The 18,897-nt window shown below is 70.5% G+C and carries 15 protein-coding genes; 10 read left to right on the forward strand and 5 right to left on the reverse strand.

Annotated features, from left to right (window positions below):
• Nucleotides 1-217 precede the first annotated feature (217 nt).
• From AC559T_RS01890 to AC559T_RS01915, 6 genes are all read left to right on the forward strand, one after another.
• Nucleotides 218-1,003: a neutral zinc metallopeptidase gene (locus tag AC559T_RS01890; RefSeq protein WP_071066671.1), complete on the forward strand. Its 786-nt coding sequence runs from the start codon at nucleotides 218-220 to the stop codon at nucleotides 1,001-1,003.
• Between the two features lie 225 nt (nucleotides 1,004-1,228).
• The gene (locus AC559T_RS01895) at nucleotides 1,229-1,501 is read left to right on the forward strand and encodes a WXG100 family type VII secretion target (protein WP_131802466.1); all 273 of its coding nucleotides are present in this window, start codon (nucleotides 1,229-1,231) and stop codon (nucleotides 1,499-1,501) included.
• A gap of 48 nt (nucleotides 1,502-1,549) precedes the next feature.
• Nucleotides 1,550-2,224: a hypothetical protein gene (locus tag AC559T_RS01900; RefSeq protein ID WP_498867524.1), complete on the forward strand. Its 675-nt coding sequence runs from the start codon at nucleotides 1,550-1,552 to the stop codon at nucleotides 2,222-2,224.
• Nucleotides 2,225-2,228: 4 nt separating this feature from the next.
• Nucleotides 2,229-2,624: a hypothetical protein gene (locus AC559T_RS01905; protein ID WP_112109153.1), complete on the forward strand. Its 396-nt coding sequence runs from the start codon at nucleotides 2,229-2,231 to the stop codon at nucleotides 2,622-2,624.
• Complete coding sequence (locus AC559T_RS01910) at nucleotides 2,617-5,865, forward strand: FtsK/SpoIIIE domain-containing protein (protein ID WP_498867525.1); 3,249 nt, start codon at nucleotides 2,617-2,619, stop codon at nucleotides 5,863-5,865. Before AC559T_RS01905 ends, AC559T_RS01910 begins: the two co-directional genes overlap by 8 nt.
• Nucleotides 5,866-6,029: 164 nt before the next feature.
• On the forward strand, nucleotides 6,030-6,761 hold the full coding sequence (locus AC559T_RS01915) for a phospholipase A2 (protein WP_498867526.1): 732 nt from the start codon (nucleotides 6,030-6,032) through the stop codon (nucleotides 6,759-6,761).
• A 287-nt stretch (nucleotides 6,762-7,048) separates the two neighbouring features.
• On the opposite strand, the gene AC559T_RS01920 is transcribed toward AC559T_RS01915, so the two are convergent.
• Nucleotides 7,049-8,392, reverse strand: a complete 1,344-nt coding sequence (locus tag AC559T_RS01920; protein WP_498867527.1) for an MFS transporter — start codon at nucleotides 8,390-8,392, stop codon at nucleotides 7,049-7,051.
• A 129-nt stretch (nucleotides 8,393-8,521) separates the two neighbouring features.
• On the opposite strand from AC559T_RS01920, the gene AC559T_RS01925 reads away from it, so the two are divergent.
• Together AC559T_RS01925 and AC559T_RS01930 are read left to right on the forward strand one after the other, a co-directional pair.
• Nucleotides 8,522-8,959 (forward strand): MarR family winged helix-turn-helix transcriptional regulator, encoded by a 438-nt coding sequence (locus AC559T_RS01925; RefSeq protein WP_498867528.1) that lies wholly within the window; start codon nucleotides 8,522-8,524, stop codon nucleotides 8,957-8,959.
• Between the two features lie 108 nt (nucleotides 8,960-9,067).
• Nucleotides 9,068-9,427 (forward strand): carboxymuconolactone decarboxylase family protein, encoded by a 360-nt coding sequence (locus tag AC559T_RS01930; RefSeq protein WP_498867533.1) that lies wholly within the window; start codon nucleotides 9,068-9,070, stop codon nucleotides 9,425-9,427.
• On the opposite strand, the gene AC559T_RS01935 is transcribed toward AC559T_RS01930, so the two are convergent.
• The 3 genes from AC559T_RS01935 to AC559T_RS01945 form a co-directional block, all read right to left on the reverse strand.
• Nucleotides 9,312-10,937 (reverse strand): SPFH domain-containing protein, encoded by a 1,626-nt coding sequence (locus tag AC559T_RS01935; RefSeq protein WP_498867529.1) that lies wholly within the window; start codon nucleotides 10,935-10,937, stop codon nucleotides 9,312-9,314. The two genes, AC559T_RS01930 and AC559T_RS01935, sit on opposite strands and share 116 nt — an antisense overlap.
• Nucleotides 10,934-11,905 (reverse strand): TIR domain-containing protein, encoded by a 972-nt coding sequence (locus tag AC559T_RS01940; protein ID WP_498867530.1) that lies wholly within the window; start codon nucleotides 11,903-11,905, stop codon nucleotides 10,934-10,936. Before AC559T_RS01940 ends, AC559T_RS01935 begins: the two co-directional genes overlap by 4 nt.
• Nucleotides 11,906-12,306: 401 nt before the next feature.
• Nucleotides 12,307-14,193 carry an AfsR/SARP family transcriptional regulator gene (locus tag AC559T_RS01945; protein ID WP_498867531.1) on the reverse strand — a complete coding sequence of 629 codons (1,887 nt, stop codon included), beginning with the start codon at nucleotides 14,191-14,193 and terminating at the stop codon, nucleotides 12,307-12,309.
• A 116-nt stretch (nucleotides 14,194-14,309) separates the two neighbouring features.
• On the opposite strand from AC559T_RS01945, the gene AC559T_RS01950 reads away from it, so the two are divergent.
• On the forward strand, nucleotides 14,310-15,188 hold the full coding sequence (locus AC559T_RS01950) for an alpha/beta fold hydrolase (RefSeq protein ID WP_498867532.1): 879 nt from the start codon (nucleotides 14,310-14,312) through the stop codon (nucleotides 15,186-15,188).
• 277 nt (nucleotides 15,189-15,465) lie between these two features.
• Nucleotides 15,466-16,269, forward strand: a complete 804-nt coding sequence (locus AC559T_RS01955; protein ID WP_112109146.1) for a PaaI family thioesterase — start codon at nucleotides 15,466-15,468, stop codon at nucleotides 16,267-16,269.
• A 26-nt stretch (nucleotides 16,270-16,295) separates the two neighbouring features.
• Here the strand turns inward: AC559T_RS01955 and helR are convergent, their stop codons facing one another.
• Nucleotides 16,296-18,443 (reverse strand): RNA polymerase recycling motor ATPase HelR, encoded by a 2,148-nt coding sequence (gene helR / locus AC559T_RS01960; protein ID WP_112109145.1) that lies wholly within the window; start codon nucleotides 18,441-18,443, stop codon nucleotides 16,296-16,298.
• Between the last annotated feature and the right edge of the window lie 454 nt (nucleotides 18,444-18,897).

Here is an 18,897-nt window from a genome sequence, read left to right on the forward strand (position 1 = left end):
CTAGCCGCGTTGACTCAAAGACACAAGTGAACACTTACTAAGGAGTGGGTCGGCGAGAACCCCGGGTGGTAGAGGCCGGCGGGCGATGGTCGGTGGGCGGCGGGGCCGGAGGCGGCCGCCACTCGAACACCACGGTGCGGGCGGGGCCCGCGACCAGATCTGTCCGAGTGCCGACGAACCGGGCCATGTGCCCACACGGGCTCATACGGTGGGCGGCATGGGAGTCAGGCGAACGGTCCTGGCGGGCATGCTCGCCGCTGCACTCGGCGGCAGTCTGCTGGCTGGATGCGCCGGGCTGGAGTCGACGGCCGCCGGGGACGGCGCCGCCCCGGCCGCGGAGCTGACCGCGCCCGCCGGGAGCTGCGGCGGTCCCGTCGAGACAGTTCAGGACGTCGAGGCGATCATCTCCGAACCGGCGGGGTGTCCCGGTGCGGTGAACACCTACTGGGCCGGTGAGCTGGGCGACCAGTGGACCGCGCCGCGCTTCGTCCCCTACCGCGACGGCGAGATCCCACCGATCGCCTGCGGAGAGGGCGAAACCGACCCGGCCGCCTTCGCCGGCAACGCCCTCTACTGCCCACTCGACGACACCGTCGCGTACAGCGTCGACTTCATGACCGAACTGCACGACGCCGGCGGCCCGTCCTACCCGATGTACGTGATCATGCATGAGCTGGCCCACCGGGCGGCCACCCACTCCGGCCGGACCGGGGTCGTGTCCCGCGCGGAGGAGAACCAGGCCGACTGCCTCGCCGGCGACGAGGCCCGCTTCGCCACCGACGCCGACCGGCTCGACCTCGGCGACGCCTTTTCCGGCGCCCTGCTGTTCTTCACCCTCGGTGACACCCGCGACCGTGGCTGGTTCGACCGCGAGACCGCCACCTCGGACGGCGCGCACGGCACGCCCCGCCAGCGCGCCCAGGCGTTCGCCTTCGGCTACCTGCGCGACAGCGACACCTGCTACCGCCTCGGCGAGTCACCCACCGGCAGCGTGCTCTTCTGAGCTGATGCTCCGAGGTTTTTCCGCCGAGCATTCTGCCTCCGTCGGGACGGCATCGGTGACCAGACCTCGGAACAAGCGGGTTCGGGCACTGGGCGCTGGCCGGCCGACCAGGCTTGCAGAAAAGGGCTGCGCCGCGGAGTCCGGGCTGCGACAATGATTTTGTCTGGCTTTCAGATCCCGTAAAAAGGCGACATTCGGCGCCGCGGCCCGAGGAACGGAGGATCGATGACCCGACAGGTGCACGCCGACCCGGATGCCATGGCCAAGTTCGCCACGCATCTCAACGACTTCAGCACGGGCATGCTCGGCGAGATCGGCAGGCTTCGTTCCCATTTCGATGGTCTTGACTGGCAGGATGCCCAGGGGCAGCAGTTCGCGTCCGAGGTCGCGGAGATGGCTGACAGGCTCCGCGCCTTCCTCAGCACCTCGAACGATATCGCCCAGAAGGTGCGCCGGAAGACCGAGCCGCTCAACGACTATCTCAACTTGTCCTCCTGAGCGGTCGCGACGCTACGGGGCGGACGGACTTAACGGGGCGGGATGCAGGTGTCACTCGTATCGGCGGACCCCGCCGTGCTCAACAGGCATGTGGAGGTGATGGCGACCACGGTGGCCGGTATCGACAACGTGGTCGCCGAGATGGTCAGCCGACTGACCGCGCTGACGGATCGGGCCGAGGAGAACGTGCGGTCGCGGCGCATCGAGTACGACGAGGCCAGGCGGGAGCTGGCGTCGGCCGAGAACGCGGTGCGGACCGCGGAGACAGCGGTCGAGCACGCGCGCCACGCGCTGGCACGGGCCCAGGCGGAGCTCGAACGAGCCCACACGGAACGCGGCGGCACCGACCGGGAGGGGATGAACCCGCGGCCGGCGGATGTCTCCGGTTCCATGGCGGCCGTCGCGCGTGCCGAGGCGGGCCTGGCCCTCGCCACCCGCAGGCTGGACCAGGCCATGGGAAGGCTCGCGGAGGCCCGGGTCGAGGCACACCGGGCCGAGCAGCGCGTGAGCGCCGCACTCTCGCTGCGTGACCGGGTCCAGGCAGAGGTCGGCCGCGCCCAGTTCGCGGCAGCGAGGGCGGCCGCGCTCCGTGACCTCGCAACGAGCGCGACCTTCCTGCTCACCTGCAGAGTCGATCTGCTCGACGAGTACAACTCGGATCTCCCCAGCCTGGTCTCCGCCGCGCTGACCGGGTCTGCCAGTCCCTTCTCCGGCATCGGGTAGTCCGATGGATCCTGACGCACCGCTGCACCGGCCCGCGGAGTACAGCCGTCTTACCGAATCCGTCCAGATCGCGGGTGATGTCCTGGCTCGTTTCAGCGGGGCCCTCACCGAGTTGACGCGGAGCTGGACCGACACGCCCGGCCACCGCTATCTGGAGCACTACGCCCGGCCCATGGCCGCGGAACTCGCGGAGTTCGCGAGGACGTCGACAGACATGGACCAGGCTGTGGGTGACATCAACCGGATCTTCGCCGAACAGGAGAACGAGGCTCGCTCGCGCCGCCGCCGCCAGGACGACAGGCCGCGGCGGTCGGCGGATGCCCAGGACGACAGGCCGCAGTGGTGGGCGGACGTCCAGGATGACGGGCCGCGGCGGTCGGTGGGCGCTCAGGATGAGTGAGGCGCAGGCGGGCCGCGAAGATCTCATCCAAAGGCTGCAGCGGCTACGTGCCGATGCGGACCGCATTGTCGGTGAGGCGGACCGTGCGGTGAACGAGGCCGACGCGGCGCTTGCCGGAGAGCGCGACAAAGTGGGCAAGAAGCGCAGCCAGGCAGTGGCGAAGTGGGCCGACTGGCGCGCGCAAGAGGTCGAGAGCCGGGTGACCGAGGTGCGTGACATCCTCGTTTCCCGACCGCGATTATGGGAGACCGAGGAAGGCCGCCAGCACGGCCCCGTTCCCGAGCACAGCGCCACGGAGGTCGTCGACGCGCTGGCGCTGGCCGTTCGTCGCCTGCGTTCGCCACTGCGAAGCAAACGGCACTGGACCAGGGTCGCGGTAGCTGCCGTTCGACGCGCTGACGAACTGATCGTACGGGCGACCGAGGACCTCGACGCGCAGGTGCGGACGGCCGCCCAGAACGCCCGGGCCAGCCACGGCAACGCCGTCGCGGCCGCGAAGCGCGCCTGGCGGCAAAGTCTGGCGCTGTTCCAGGCGGAGGTCGCCGCGGTCCGCGCCGACCTCGACGGGATCAGTCTGCCGGCGGACGCTGACTGGAGTACGTGGTCCCCGGTCTCCACACCCGTCGACGGACTGCGAATCGGGTGGTACATCCGGGCCGGGCATGACGGCGGGCAACTCGTCGTGCCCGCCCTCCTGCCGTTTCCCCGCACGACCAACCTCGTTGTCAAGGCCGGTCGCGCGAACACCGAACATTCCGACGTCGCGCTCGGCCTGATCGGCCGGATGCTGGCCTCGATCCCACCCGGCCAGCTGCGGCTGTCGGTTGTCGACTCGATCTCGCTGGGTCGGTCCGTGCGGTCGCTCTCCGGGCTCAACTCGACTGACGTGCGGCTCATGGAGACCCCGCTCATCGACTATCACGAGATCGAGGGCAGGCTCGCCGAGCTGGTCGGGCGCATCGGGCGGATCGAACGGGACCTGCTGGGCCCGCACCGGCTGGACTCGCTTGTCGATTACAACCAGCTGGTTGACGCGCGCCCTGAGCCCTACCACGTCGTGGTGGTTTTCGACTACCCTCGCGGATTCACCACGCCGGACAGCCTTACCCGGCTCGACCAGGTCATGGCGAACGGCCCTCGGTGCGGTGTCTACACCGTCCTGATGATCACGGACGATGACCCCGAGCATCCCCACCACCTGGAGCTGGTCGGGGGAGGGCGGGCCAGGCCCGGGCCGGCCGCGGCGGGGTCGCCGGCGGCCGACCGGTGGGAGCTCGTGCTGGAGCATCCGCGCGAGCCGACCTGGGAGACGTCCCGGATGCTGGGAACGATCGTCGACCGTGTCGCGGATCGGGCGCGTGACGCCGGCAAGGTGGTCGTCTCCCTGGACCGCGTGTTGTCGCTGGTGCCGGCGGCGACCAGACCCGAGCTCGGGGGCATCGCCGGTATGGAGCGACCGGTCGACGCGGGCGATCCGGCCACCTGGTGGCAGGGCGATGCCTCCGACGGGCTCGTGATCCCGATCGGGACGTACAGCCTGGACGACGTCATGGCCATGCGGCTGGGTGAGGGCACCCGCAATCACGTCATGGTCGCCGGTACCACCGGCTCGGGAAAGACGACCCTGCTGCACACGATCGTGCTGGCCGCGGCGACCGTCTACTCCCCGGCGGAACTGGAGCTCTACCTGGTAGACCTGAAGCAGGGCATCGAGTTCCAGGACTATGCCGTCCGGCAGTTGCCGCATGCCCGCCAGGTGGCCATTCACAGCGAACGCGAGTTCGGCCTGGAAACGATGCGCACACTACTGACGGAGATCGATTTCCGTGCGGAGCTCTTCAAAAAATACGGGGTCGAGAAACTCGCCAACTACCGGAGCGCCCGGGCCAGGGCCGCGAACGGGGCCAGCGACCCACGGCTCGCCCGGATCCTGCTCGTCGTCGACGAGTTCCACGTCCTGTTCGACGTCGACGACGCGGTCGGCCGGGACGCGGCGGCCAGCCTGGAGACCCTCGTCCGCATGGGTCGGGCGTACGGGATCCACGTACTGCTCTCGTCGCAGACGCCGAGCAGCCCGGTCGTCATGGGCGGTAGCACCGTCCGGCAGATGGAGGTGCGGGTCGCGCTGCGCTGCGATGACCAGGTCAGCCGCCGGGTACTCGCCGAGAACAATCCCAGCGCCAGTCAGCTGGGCCTTCGGGGTGAAGCGATCTACAATCCCAGCTCGGGCCAGCTCGGTCGTGACACGAAGTTCCAGATCGCCTTCATCGAGGCCGGCACCCGCACGGCGATGCTCGGGGCCATGCGCAAGCTCGCCCACGCACGGCACCACGTCCGTGTTCCCGCGGTGTACGACGGTGACCGGCCCGGTGACATCACCCGTGACGGGATCTTCGAAAAGCTGGCCCGTGCTCAGTCGACCCCGGCGAAGACGATTCGGATCTGGCTCGGCGAGCCGATGGGGCTGTCGGCCCCGGTGTGCGTCGACCTCACCCCGAGTGCCGATCGCACGATGTTGGTCATCGGTGACGACGCCGCGAACGTCGGTGTACTGACATCGACCGCCGCGGCGCTCGCCACGCTGGGCGTGGGCCGGAGCACCGCGTCTCCGGATCATGCTGATCACGCCGATCAGGGGGCTCAGGCAGGCCACGCGGATCACGCGGACGCCATCACCCTGATCGATTTCACCCCGGTGGACCACCGCTACACCGCTGTCCATGCCGAGCTGGGAGCTGTCCTCCCCGGCCTGCGCCGATGGAGCGCCACACACTGCCTGGAGCGGATCGAGTCCCTCGCGGACCTTGTGCGAAAGAGGCATGCGGACGACGCGTACACCATGACCTCGATCGCCGACTGCAGGGTGCTCATACTCAACGGCCTGCACCGCTGCCGTGAGCTCGACTCCTCCCCGAAAGGCTATGGCGCGGCCGGAGTGGGTGTGCCGCTCAGCCATCTGCTGGAGCAGGGCTCCGAAGTAGGCGTGTTCGTCATCGCGACGATCGACCGCAATGGGCTGCGCCGCGTCCACCGGGATATTCTGAACCAGTTCGGCATCGTACTCACCCGCCGCTACAGTGACTCTTTCGACGATCGTGTGAGTGCGCTGATCGGACGGCCGACGGCCAGGCTGCGTGACGGCCAGGCGGTGCTGGTCGACGACGGCAGCCAGACCCGGCTACGCCCGTACGGCATTCCGCCGCCCGGTTGGTTGAAAGCCTTCGGCGAAACACTTCCCTGAAGGCTGTTCCATAGCCCGGTTGAATGCGGTTCGGGGTGGCCGGCCCGGCCCGCCGGCGTCCGGGCGGCTGTACGCCAGCCGACCTGTCGGTTACCGCACAGTGGCACATCGTGCCCCAGGGGCCCTTTTCGACCTACCGTCGACTGGTCGAAAAGGAGCAGATCATGTCAGACCGTCGGGCCCCCGCCGTGCGACGTCGGCTGGGGCGCCGCCCCGCCGCCGCCACCGCGCTCGCCTGCACCGTGCTCGCGTTGCTTGCGGCCGGCTGCCAGTCCGTCGCGGCGGCGGCGTCCACCGCGGGTGCCGGATCCGGCGGCTGTCACGTTGTGGGCGGTTTCAAGGTGTGCGGCCCGGTCTACGACCGTTACGCGCAACTCGGTGGCCCGACCGGGCCGCTCGGGAATCCGCTGCTCGACCCGCGTCCCGCGGTCGGTGCGGACAGCGTGAGCTACTTCCAGGGCGGCGCCGTGTTCGCCACCGGTACGGAGACCGACGTCCACCGGGTGCCCGGCGGGGAGGTGCCCGCCGTCGACGTGCCGAGCGTGTACAGCCTCCCGCTGGCCGACTTCGTCGTCGTGCGGAACGCGCGGGCGGCCGGTCCGTCAGGAATCCTGGTGTGGACGACCGACGGATGCAGCGGGCCGACTCCGCCCGAGGTGGACGACCTGTTCGCCGACCCCTGCCTGCGTCACGACTTCGGCTACCGCAACTTCCTGAACGGCCCCGCGGTCGACCCCACCGGGCAGCGGCGGCTGGCGATCGACAACCAGTTCCTCGTCGACCTGCGGGCGACCTGCGTGACGGCCGGCCAGCCGCAGGTGAACTGGCTCGGTGTCATGATGCCCTGCGAGCGCGCAGCCCTGCTGATGTACAACGCGGTGCGGGCCTTCGGCTAGTTCTGGCACGGATGCACTATCGCCTCGGTGCGGCGGCCGGGAAGCGGACGGGTCGCCGACCCGCAGCTTCCCCGCCAGCGTCAGTCGGGTCAACCGGTCGGCGAGCGCCTCGGTGACCGGATTCGCCGCACGTCCCTGGATGATGTCGAGCAGATCGGGAAACTGGTTGATCTCCGCCTCTCCTTGACGCGCCGCCCCCGACCCACTGAGCGCCTTTGTCGAAGGACGCCGCATCAGCGTGGACGGCCCGTCGTTCAGCGGTTCGGCGGCGTCCCGCCTGGAAGCCATCACCCGGCGGCTACTGGCCCGCGAATCCACCGGCGGACGTCGGCGCGCTGTCGCCGAGTAGGCGGGCACCCTGGCGGCGTGCTCGCCGGTGGCCACGTCGGCCGGGGTGGTCGTGCGGCGACGATTCCCGAGGCCAGCCCGGCGTCGGCCGGGGGGACGTCCGCCATGGCGATCGACAGCAGCGGGACCATCGCGACGCCCATGCCGAGACCGAGGATCAGCAGCCCCGGGAGCAGGCCGGCGGCGTAGCTGGTGTGCTCGTCCACCCGGGTCAGCAGGAACAGGCCGACGATCACCGCGACCAGTCCGGGGACGAGCACGTTCATCGCTCCGAAGCGGATGAGCAGCCGGCTGACGATGCCCATCGACAGGGCCGCGACGACGAGGGACATCGGCAGGAACGCGAGCCCGGTGCGCAGCGGACTGTAGCCGCGGACCTGCTCGAGGTAGAGCGCGCCGAAGAAGAAGACGGCGTACATCGCGATGAACAGGCATCCGCGCACCACACTGGAGCCGACCAGGCTGCGCACCCGCAGGATCCGCAACGGCATGATCGGATTGCTCCGCCGGGCCTCGACCAGGAAGAACGCGGCCAGGAGCACAACCCCGACGGCCCAGTACCCGAGTGTCCGGGCCGAGGCCCAGCCGTGGGTGGCCGCCGTGACGATCGCGTAGATGCCGAGCAGCAGCGCCGCGGTGACCAGCAGGGAACCGGTGACGTCCACTCCTCGGCCCACCCCGAGACCGACGTTCTCCTCGATCAGGACGACCCCGAGGGCGAAGGTCGCGACCCCGATCGGGACGTTGATGAGGAAGATCCAGTGCCAGCTCACGGCCTGGGTGAGCACTCCGCCGGCCACGAGCCCCAGTGACCCGCCCCCGACGGCGACGAGCATGTAGGCGCTCATCGCCCGGGCCCGCTCCGTCGCGTTCGGGAACTCGGTGACGATGATCGCGATGATCACCGACGAGGAGACGGCGCCGCCGAGCCCCTGGGCGAAGCGGGCCACGATCAGCGTGCCCTGGTTGGGGGAGACGGCGCACAGCGCCGAGGCGGCGGTGAACAGCGCGACCCCGGTGAGGAACACCCGCTTGCGGCCGACCAGGTCGCCGAGGCGCCCGGCGAGCAGCAGGAAACTGCCGAAGGCGATCAGGTAGGCGTCGACGACCCAGGTGAGGTTGGACTGGCTGAAGTGCAGGTCGCCCTGGATCGACGGCAACGCCACGTTGACGATCGACGAGTCGAGCGCGTTCATCAGCATGGCCAGGCACACGACCACGAGGGCGATCCACCGGCGCCGGTCGGCTCCGCCGGTAACTGCGGCCAGCGTGGGGTCAGACATCGACTGCGTCGGTCATCGAGGGGATCTCCTCCGGGGGAGTCGGAGCGTGGTTGGTCATCGGGCATCGATAATCACGTCATGTTAATCATCACGGATCAGTGATGATGTCGATGCCGCTACTATAGTTCGATGCCGGAAGCCACCTCAACCACGGGGCCGATCGTGCTGCTGACCCGCCTGTCGCGGCTCGTCCACCGGGCCAGCACGCCCGACCTGCTCGGGATCAGCCTCAAGGACATGGCGGCCCTGGCCTACCTGCGCGATCACGCGCGCACCACCCAGCAGGCCCTGACCGAAGGCCTGTGCATCGACGCCAACTACTGCGTCCTGCTGCTCAACGACCTGGAGGCCGCCGGCCTGGCCGAGCGGCGCCGCGACCCGGCGGACCGCCGCCGCCATCTCGTCACGATGACCGAGACCGGCCGCGAGGCGCTCGAACGGGCCGAGCAGGCTCAGGAGAGCGTCGAGGACGAGATCCTCGCCGGCCTCAGCCGGGAGGAACGGGCCAACCTCGCCCGCCTGCTGGGCCAGGCGCTCGACGGCGCCATCCGCCGGCCCAACCTGTAGGAGCCCCCTCCGAGCCGGATTCGGGACGAACCAGGCTCGGGACGATCCGGCTCGCGGGCTCCGCCGATACAGGCACTGGCAGGTCCTGCCTGGCAGCGGGTACGGCACCTGACGTGGGCGGCGCAGGCGGCCAGCGTGTACACCCGCGGCGGCGTCGACATCCCCACCCGTGAGCTGCTCACCTTCGCGATCCTGGTCGCCCTCGGCGGATGCGACCCGCAGGTGAGGGGGCACGTCGCGGCGAACCTGGACGTCAGCGTGACCTCGCCGCCTCCACCGACTACCCGCCCGACGAGTAAAAGCGCGCCGCGGATGATGCGGGCGCACGGCCTGATTCATCAGCCGGGGAGCCTCAGATCGGACCGGTACCGGCTGTCAGTTCGCTGGCGGTGCCGTCGTCGGGTGGGCCGGGACGCGGCGGCGCGCCAGCCACCTCCTTCTGCTGGACGCGGGCGATCGCATTGTTGATCATTTCGCGTGCGGCTTCCAGGGGCATGTGCTGTAGCAGCGCGGTCGCGTCGCCGCCGACATAGGTCGGCACGTTCATTTTCGAGAGCTGTGCCAGGAGGAGCTCCATCGCCACGACATCCTGGCCCAGAAGCTGGATCCTCGCCTCGAGCTCCGCCGCCGCCAGCTTCTGGATGTGCTCCGCCTCCGCTGTGCTCCGGATTCCTTTGGCGACCGCTTCGCTCTCCGCCTGGACCCGGACGATCTCCGCCTTGATTCTCGCGTTCTCCAGCTCGTGCCGGTGGATACGTGCGTGCTCCCGCTCGCTGGCGATCGCCCGGCGGATCTCGTCAAGGTTCGCGGGTGGTTCGAACTCGCCGAGGGTGGTGCGGACCGCCTCGATATCCCATTCGTCAAGCGCCTGGCGGACTTTCTGCTCGACCTCCAGCCGAACCTCGTTGTGACTGTTCAGGAAGTCGAGCACCTTGTACTCGCTGGCCGTACTCAGAAAATATCCCTCGGCCGTCGTCCCCAGCACACGCTCGACGAACCGGCGCACCGGGGCGGGTCTCGTCACGTCGTCGTCCGGCTCGACCGGATGTTTCTCCTGCTCGCCGAACTGGCTCACCAGCCGCGGCGCCGCTCTGGCCGGAATCTGGATGGTCTGCTGCATGTCGAACCGGATCGGGAATCCTCCGACGTTGACCACGATCTGGTCGAGCGCCGAGTCGAAGCGGCTCTCCTCCTGCCGCTTCCTGCTCCACTCCAGGACGAGGACCCGGGTGGGGATGAGGACCACGCGGGCGAACCACGGATTGATCTGATAGCTCCCGCCGCCGGGGAGCGTCTCCTCCTGTACCCCCTGGCAACCACCGTTCTCGAGGAAAGCCCAGGGGTACTGGAAACTGCGATGGCCGGGTACCCGCGGCGCGACCGCGGCGTTGCTGTCGTCGTACATCTGTCCGACGCGGACGATCACGACTCCGGCGGTTCCGACCTGAACGTCGATCTCTCTCAGGTCGTTCTCGGTGAGGCCGTACCGGCCAGACCCGATCGTCCCCACCGTCACGACGTCGAAGAGCTCCGGGTTGATGTCGTACTCGCCGACCGGCAGCACCGCGGGCTGTCTTCCCTTCTGGCCCCCGTTGCGGAGGAAGGCGCGCCCGTCCTGAAAGGAGTCGCATTCGACGTGCCTCGAAAGCGCCTCGTGCACCGGAGCCGTCTCCCCGTCCCTCGCCACGACCACGCCGATCGTTCCCGGCGGGACCCTGGTCCTTTCCCGATAGCTGATCTGGTACAGCACCGGCGGCCGGAAGTAGAGCCAGTCGGCCTTCAGCAGCTCGGCCTGCACCCCTGGCGAGCCATGCACCTTCACCCGCCGGCGTGCGTCGTCCGGGTGGCTCGGGGCGAACCGTACCCGAACGACTCCCACCTGGCCCGGCGGTACCTTTATCAGCCCGATGAAGAGAAGATACCCCCCACCGCCGAGAAAAATGACCAGCAGCAGCCACCCGTACCAGGGCACGATCATCCCCCGCCTTTCAGTAGCCGTAAATGCACAGCCATGACTGTCTGCACCCACTGGTCATGCCAGCTCTGATATCGCTCCATCTGCGGATTACGCAGAGTCGGGAAGAATCCGTTTCCGCGGCCGGCGGCCCCGACGAAGGCTCCATAGCGTGGATTCGTGTCTCCGCGGCCGCTCGTCCACCCCAGCGCCTGTGCCAGCTGGACGAAATCCCGCTCGGTGTCGACGCGCAGGCCCATGTGACGGGCCATCTGGGCGCGAAACCCCTGCTTTCCCTCGGAGGCGTCCTCCCACAGTGAGTCGATCCGGGCCAGCAGGTCGATGGGCAGTCGTTCGCCGTCAGCCCGGCGCCGCATCCAGCCGGCCTCCAGCCGCTGCACCGACTCGAGCAGCAGCGACGATGTCAGGATGTCCGCATGCTCCAGCTCTCCCTCCTGGAAGAGCGAGCCGAGCTTCTCCAACGATCTTTCCCTGGAGAGGTGCACCGTCGACGCCCGTTGGTGCGGCGGCCGCAGCAGGAGCGTCGGGGTGTCTCCGCCGGCGGTGCCCGTGCTCCTGCAGACCGCCTGCAACTGCGCGATCTCCCGCTCGCCTGGCAACGAGCCGTTCTGGGCGTCGAAGTAGTGCCGAGTCGCGAGCAGGAACAGTCGGCTTCCCTCGATCAGGATCGGGAAGAACTCCCGGTCGTGCCGCTGCCCTTCCAGGATCTCCCGTTCGACCCACTCCGACTTCTCCGCCGCGGGGGACATCACGACGATGACCGCGAGGGCGTTCCTGATCCGTAGCCGGATCTCCTGGGTGAATCGAGTGCCCCACCCCAGGCCGTCGTCGTACCAGACGGGCAGGCCGAAGCCGTCCAGGCACCGCGCGAGCCGTTCGACGTACATGGCGTCCGCATGCGCGTACGAGATAAACAGCGAGGGCTCGTTCAGCGTGCTGCTTCCCACATAAGGCGACTCCGCGGCCAGCATCCCTCGTCCTTGCCCTGAACTCATCGCGGCCAGCGCCGGGTCGTGCGGTTCCAGCCCTGGTCACATGCCGGACAGATGGCGGCGTCCCGGCTGTCGGCGCCCGGCGCGGGCACTGTCGGCAGGACGAGCTCGCCGGCGCTCCAACGGATCACCTCAGCTCGGAGCGCTGGTCGAGCCAGACCGGTGAACCCGTCATTTTTCGGCCTTGCCCGACCCGAGGACATACCCAGACTGATCGCGACCCCCAGCGTTCCCAGCTATCGAGGATTAAGAATGGACATATTAGCTCCATAATCTGCTCTGAAGTAGAAGTAAGTGTGCCCATATCGGCCCGGTGGGGCATGGAAGGTCCGGCCTGCCGGTCTGAGTAACACCACTGTCCCCGCCGCGACCGCCGGCGCCTAGCCGCGGTAGCGCGCCACCGGGCCGAGCGTGAGCATGCCGCTGGCGGCGCCGGCGTGTTCGGTGCGGGCGGGCCGCAGGGCCGCCGCGGCCCGCCCGGCGATCGCGTGCTCGCCGAGCTGGGCGGCGGCGTGGGCGGTGAGGCACCAGAGCGCCTCCTGGAGGTGGTCGTGCGGCGGTTCGGGCGTCGCGGCGAGGGCGGCTCGCGCCTGTTCCCGACGGTCCTGCGCGAGGAGCACGAGCGGTGCCGCCCACGGCGTGTACGGGCCCCAGTCCAGCCGCGGGTCGATCGGGGCGGGGCGGTCGTGCAGCAGACGGAGCCCGAGCAGGGCGAGCGGTAGCAGGCCGCGGTGCAGGCCCGGCATTCCGGCCTGTTCGAGCGCGGTGTCGGCGGCGCGGTAGGCGGCCGCGGCCGCGGCGGCGGACGGCCCGCCGGGCGCGGCGCTGCGGGCCGCGATGACGAGCGCCCGGAACCACCCGGTGAGCACCGGCACGAGCGGCGACTCGTGCTCGGCGGCGAGCCGCTCGGCCGCGGCCGCGTGCTGGGAGCCAGCGTCGAGATCACCGCGGGCCGACGCCGACTGCAGGCGTACGAGATGGCCGAGAATCGTGAAGGTGGGCAGCCCGTGCCGGGTGGACACCGCGACGAGTTCCGCTCCGATGTCGTCGCGCCGCTGCGCGAGTCCCGGCCGGGAGAAGGACTGCAGAAAGACGCCGTTGAGCGCGAAGGCGAGCAGGGCGGGATCACCGAGAGACCGTGCCAACGCCTCAGCCTCCCGTGCCGGCCCGGCGGCGTCCTCGGCGCGGCTCTCGACGGCGATCGTGGCGAGGAGCCGGGCCCGCAGGTCGGCGGGCGCGGCGGGGCCGAGCGTGGCGAGTGTGCGTTCGGCCGCGGCGACGACGGCGCGGGCCTGTACCGGGTCATCGGCACGGTTCCAGATCGCGGGCACGTCGTAGGCACCGATGACGCGGGCGGTCAGCGTCATGTTGCCCGTTCGTTCCGCGGCGAGCGCGGCGGCGAGCCGGTCGCGCCGGGAGGACACGAGCGCGTCGCCGCCCGCGAGGGCCAGGGCGCGGGCGATGTTCACGGTCGTGCGCGGACCGAGGCGGGTGGTGGTGGCCGGCTGTTCGGAGCCCCGCGGTTCGAGGGTGGGCGACTGGGTGAGCATGTCCGCTTCAAGTCGGCGCAGTGCGCGGCTCGGGTCGAGCCCGAGCTGGTCGACGAGCATCGCGCGGGCGCGCCGGAGCGTGGCGAGCGCGTCGGCCTGGTGCCCGGCGCGGTAGAGGGCGCGGGCGAGCAGTCCCCACGCCGGCTCGCGCCACGGATGTTCGGTGACGTGCGCGTCGAGCTCGGCGACGAGATCGGCCCCGTGGCCGCGATCGAGCAGGATGCCCGCCCGCAGCTCCACGCCCTGCAGCCGCAGCTCCTCGAGCCGGCGGCGCTCGCCGCGCACCCACCCGGCGTCGGGCAGGTCGGCGTAGGCCGGTCCGCGCCACGCGGCGAGCGCCACGCCGAGCGGCGCGAGCGCGTCGGACGAGCGGCGGGCGGCGGCGAGCGCGTCCTCGAAGCGGTGGGCGTCGACGTCCGCCCATGGCAGGCGCAGCGCGTAACCGGGCCCCTCTGTCACCAGTACGCGAGGTGGCGTCCGGGGCGGGCGTTCGGGCTCGAGGGCGCGGCGCAGGGCGGCGACGAACGTGCGGAGGGCGCCGACGGCGCCGGCCGGCGGGTCGGGCCACAGGTCGGCGACGAGGGTGTCGGTGGCGACCATCCGTCCGTCGGCGGCGACGAGGCGGGCAAGGACCTCACGGTGCCGGGGGCCGCGCAGGCCGATCTCGGTCCCGTCCTCGCGACGTGCCCTCACCGAGCCCAACACCTCGATCCGCATGTCCCCATCCTCACGGCCGCGCCGCGCCCACGGCGTCGCGCGCTGATTCGCCGCTGACCGGCGCCGCGCAGCCTGGGCTCGCCCGGTACGGCACCCGCTTCGGAAGGACGCGCGTCATGCCCCTCACCATCCCCGGCTTCGACTACACCCGCCTGCCCGGTGCGGACGGTGCCATGCTCTCGACGGCGATCGGCGGCACGGGCGGCCCGGTCGTGCTGCTGCACGGCTTCCCCCAGACCCACCTCATGTGGCGCCAGGTCGCCGAGCGCCTCGCCGCCCGGCACACGGTCATCTGCCCTGACCTTCGCGGATACGGAGCAAGTGACAAGCCGCCCGCCACGGGCCCCGACGTGTACGCGAAGCGGACCATGGCGGCGGACGTCGTGGCGCTTGCCGCGGCGCTCGGCCACGAACGCCTGGCGCTGGTCGGCCACGACCGCGGAGCCCTCGTCGCGTTCCGAGCCGGGCTCGATCATCCCGAGACGATCACGCACCTCGGCATCCTGGACGTCGTACCGACCCTCGACATGTGGAACGTGTTGCACGGGGTGTCCGGCGCGGTCGGCTTCCACCTCTATCTCATGGCGCAGCCAGATGGCCTGCCCGAGACGATGATCATCAACAGCGCGGACGCGTTCTTCGGCTTCTTCCTCGACGCCTGGGCGAACGATCCGGCGGCGATCCCGGCGGACGTCCGCGCCGAATACCTGCGAGCGAGCGCCGCGGCGGTGCCGTCGATCGTCGCCGACTACCGCGCGTCCGCCGGCGTCGACCTGACGCACGACCAGGCCGACCTCGACGCCGGCTCGCAGTTCGCGATGCCCGTCTCCGTGGTGCAGCAGGACTGGGGCGCCCAGCTCGGCTTCGACGCCGAGGCGCTCTGGCGGGCCTGGGCACCCGACCTCGACCACCGCCTCACCCGCGCCGGCCACTTCATGGCGGAGGAGGCCCCCGACGAGATCGCCCGGGTGATCCGTGACCTTCTCGCCCGGTGACGACGGCGGCCGCCATCGCTGGGGCCCCGGGACCCCGGCGGGACAGCGAGCGCGGCGTACGACGTGGGTTGTGCGCCACACCGCCGGCCACGTGCCTTGATTTCGACGTCAATATTGTTGGATCAGGGAGTTCCTCGGCGGCCGGCCGGACGCCTGCTCGCGCTGTGCGCCGAGGAGCGGATCGGAGACCAGTGCTCAGCCGAAGCGGCTCCAGCCGAGGTGCGGACCCGCGTCGTCCCGGCGAGGCAAGCCACGTCATGCCCGGGGGGCGGCAGCGATGACCACCACCGACGAAGTCCAGTACGTCACGCACACCGACGACCACATCCTGCTCGAGCTCGGCTTCGGCCTCGACCTGGTCGGCGACGAGTGGCACGGGTCGGCACCGGTCGTCCCGGAGCTGTTCGCCCCCGGGACGCGGAGCGTGCGCACGTCGATCCTGGCGATCTGGGCCGACACCGTGGCCGGCTACACGGTCATGGACCGGTTCGCCCCCCGCGTCCCCGTCACGCTCGACCTGGACGTCCAGGTCTTCGCCCCGCCGCGCGAGTCCGAGACGATCGATGTGGCCGCCCGGCTGGTCAAGGCCGGCCGGTCGGTCGGCGTCGTGGAGGTCGAGTTCACCGGCAGTGGCGGTGACCGGATCGGATTCGCCGTCACCTCGTTCATGGCCGCCCCGAACCCCGCCCTGGTCATGGCACCTGATCTGGCGGACCTGAAGACCCGGCCGCGCCGGAGCCCGGGCCGACGGCTGAGCAGACCGCTGGCCGAGCGGGCCCGCTGCGAGATCCTCGCGCCGGGCGTGGCGACGCTGCCCCGCGCCGAGGACGCGATCAACGCGTCGAACACCATCAACGGTGGGCTGCTCGCCCTGACCGCCGAGGAGGCGGCGCTCTCCCTCACCCCGGGCGAGACGCTCGCCTCCCTGGGGATCCGCTACCTGCGCCCGGCCCGGGTCGGCCCGGTCGTCGCCACCGCGCTGGTCCGCGACGGCCTCGGCCGGGTCGAGGTGCGTGACACCGGCGCCGACAACCGCCTCGCCGTCCTCGCCACCACCCGAACCTTCGGCCGGGCTCGCTGATCCCACACCGATCAGGCCCGCCGACGTCAGGGGCTCGTGAGGATGACGAGTTGCCGGGTCGCGCGGGTCATCGCGACGTAGCGGTCGACGGCTCCTTCGATGCCGGTGCCGAAGGCCTCCGGGTCGACGAGGATGACCAGGTCGAACTCGAGCCCCTTCGACAGCTCCGGGGTCAGCGACCGGACGCGCGACGTCGGCCGGAACGTGGGATCGCCGATGACGCAGGCGATCCCGTCGGCGTGCGCGGCGAGCCACGAGTCGAGGACCGAATCCAGCTCCGAGGTGGATCCGTGCCGGACGGGGATGCCGCTGCCGCGGATGGAGGTCGGCACGTTGGCGTCCGGGAGCACGGTGCGGATGACCGGCTCGGCTTCGGCCATGACCTCTTCCGGCGTCCGGTAGTTGATGCTGAGGGACGCCTGCCTGATCCGGTCGAACCCGACCCGCGCGAGCCGTTCCCGCCACGACTCGGTGAAGCCGTGGCGGGCCTGGGCGCGGTCCCCGACGACGGTGAAGCTGCGGGACGGACAGCGCAGCAGCAGCATCTGCCACTCCGCGTCGGTCAGCTCCTGGGCCTCGTCCACGACGACGTGCGCGAACGGGCCGGCGAGCAGGTCCGGGTCGGTGGTGGGCAGCGCGGACTCGTCGACCAGGACGTCGCGCAGGTCCTGCCCGCGCAGCATCGTCACGAGGCCCTCACCGTCGTCGTCGGCCTCGAGCAGGTTGTCGACGACCTTGGTCATGTGTTCGCGTTCGGCGGCGACGGCGGCGTCCTGCCGACGCCTGCGCCGGGACGCCTCCGGGTCGCCGAGCCGCTGCCGGGCCGCGTCCAGGATCGGCAGGTCGGACACCGTCCAGGCCTGGGTGTCCGCGCGCTGCAGGAGCCGGACCTCGTCGGGGCTGAGCCAGGGAGCGCATTTGCGCAGGTAGGCGGGTACCGACCACAGGTCTCCGACGAGGTCGGCCGCTTCGATCAGCGGCCACGTGCGGTTGAAGGTCGTGAGCAGCGCCCTGTTCTGCAGCAGCGACCTCCGGAGCAGGTGCGCCGAGATGTCGTCGTCGTGCTTGTCCATCAGGATCGTGACCAGCTCCTGCCAGATCTGGTCACGTGCCTCGTTGTGCGGGGTGCCGGGGTCCGGTGCCTCGAACGCCTCGGCCCAGTCGTCGGCGCTCAGCCAGACGTCCGCCCAGTGGGTCGTGAGCGTCATTCCCCTGGTGGGCGGTTCCTCGTAGAACCTGACGGCCGTCTCGATCGCCTTCACCAGGTTCGCGGACGATTTCAGGCGGGCCACGTCCGGGTCGGTCTCGATCGTCGCGGTGGCTCCCTCGGCGACGAGGTCCCGCAGGTTGCAGGTCTGCACTCCCTCCTCGCCGAGGCTGGGGAGGACGTCGGCCACGTAGGCCAGGTAGGGCTGGTGCGGACCGACGAACAGCACCCCGCCGCGGCGGTGACCGAGGCGAGGGTCGGCGTAGAGCAGGTAGGCGGAGCGGTGCAGCGCGACGACGGTTTTTCCCGTGCCCGGACCGCCGTCGACGACGAGGGCGCCGTCGGATCCCGCGCGGATGATGGCGTCCTGGTCGGCCTGGATGGTGCCGAGCACGTCCCGCATCCGGGCGGAGCGGTTGCCGCCCAGGCTGGCGATGAACGCGGACTGGTCGTCGAGCGCGGCGTGCCCCTCGAACCCGTCCGGGGTGAACACCTCGTCCCAGTAGTCGCTGATCCGGCCGCGGGTCCAGCGGTACCTGCGGCGGCTCGCCAGGCCCATCGGGTTGGCGTGGGTCGCTCCGAAGAACGGCTCGGCGGCGGGCGAGCGCCAGTCGAGCAGCAGGCGACGGCCCGCGCTGTCGGTGAGCCCGAGCCGTCCGACGTATACGGGCTCGGGGTTGTCCACCCGGATGATGTACCCGAGGCACAGGTCCAGACCGAAGCGGCGCAGGGCGCGCAGGCGGGCGGTCAGCCGGTGGATCTCCAGGTCCCGGTCCATCGCCTCCTGGCCGATGCCGCCGGGCGCCCTGCGCGCGGTGTCGAGGCGGTCGGACAGCTCGGCGATCGACTGTTCGAGGCTCTCCGCGATGGCCGTGAAGTGCTGCTCGTCGCCGGCGACCAGCGTCGGGTCGGCCTTGGCGGCGAGGCGGTCGGGAAGGTCGAACGCGCTGGTGGTCAGGGGGTTCACGTCTCGGCTCCGACCTGAGGCTCGCGACCTCAGATCCAAATTCTGGCGCTCACGGGCGCGGCTGGATTCTGCTCGGCATCTGGCCTCGGCTGGCTATTCTGCGGCACAGCCTGGGTCTTGACGCAAGCCCCCCCGCGTGCTATAAGTTGAAAGTGGCGGGAAGTTGATGTTCCTCCCTGTCCATTTTCGTCCGCGATGGGCGGACAACCTCTTCGGCGAGGCCAGCTGCCCGCGCCGTATTCCCAAGTTCCCAAGCGGGAGCTCTCGAACGCGGCTGCCGCGGTGCGCACAGCGTCGACGAGTGGTGGGACGAGTGGTGGACAGCGGCGTCGGCGGGCCGACCGTGCAGGCCGGTCCGCCGACGAGCTGGTGCCGCGGTTACATACCCATGTCGCCGAAGGCGGCGGCATCCGCGGACGCGGACGCCGCCGCGTCCGCCAGGCTGTTCGCCACC

It is taken from the genome of Frankia sp. Hr75.2, assembly GCF_949319125.1.
Taxonomy (GTDB): Bacteria; Actinomycetota; Actinomycetes; order Frankiales; family Frankiaceae; genus Parafrankia; species Parafrankia soli.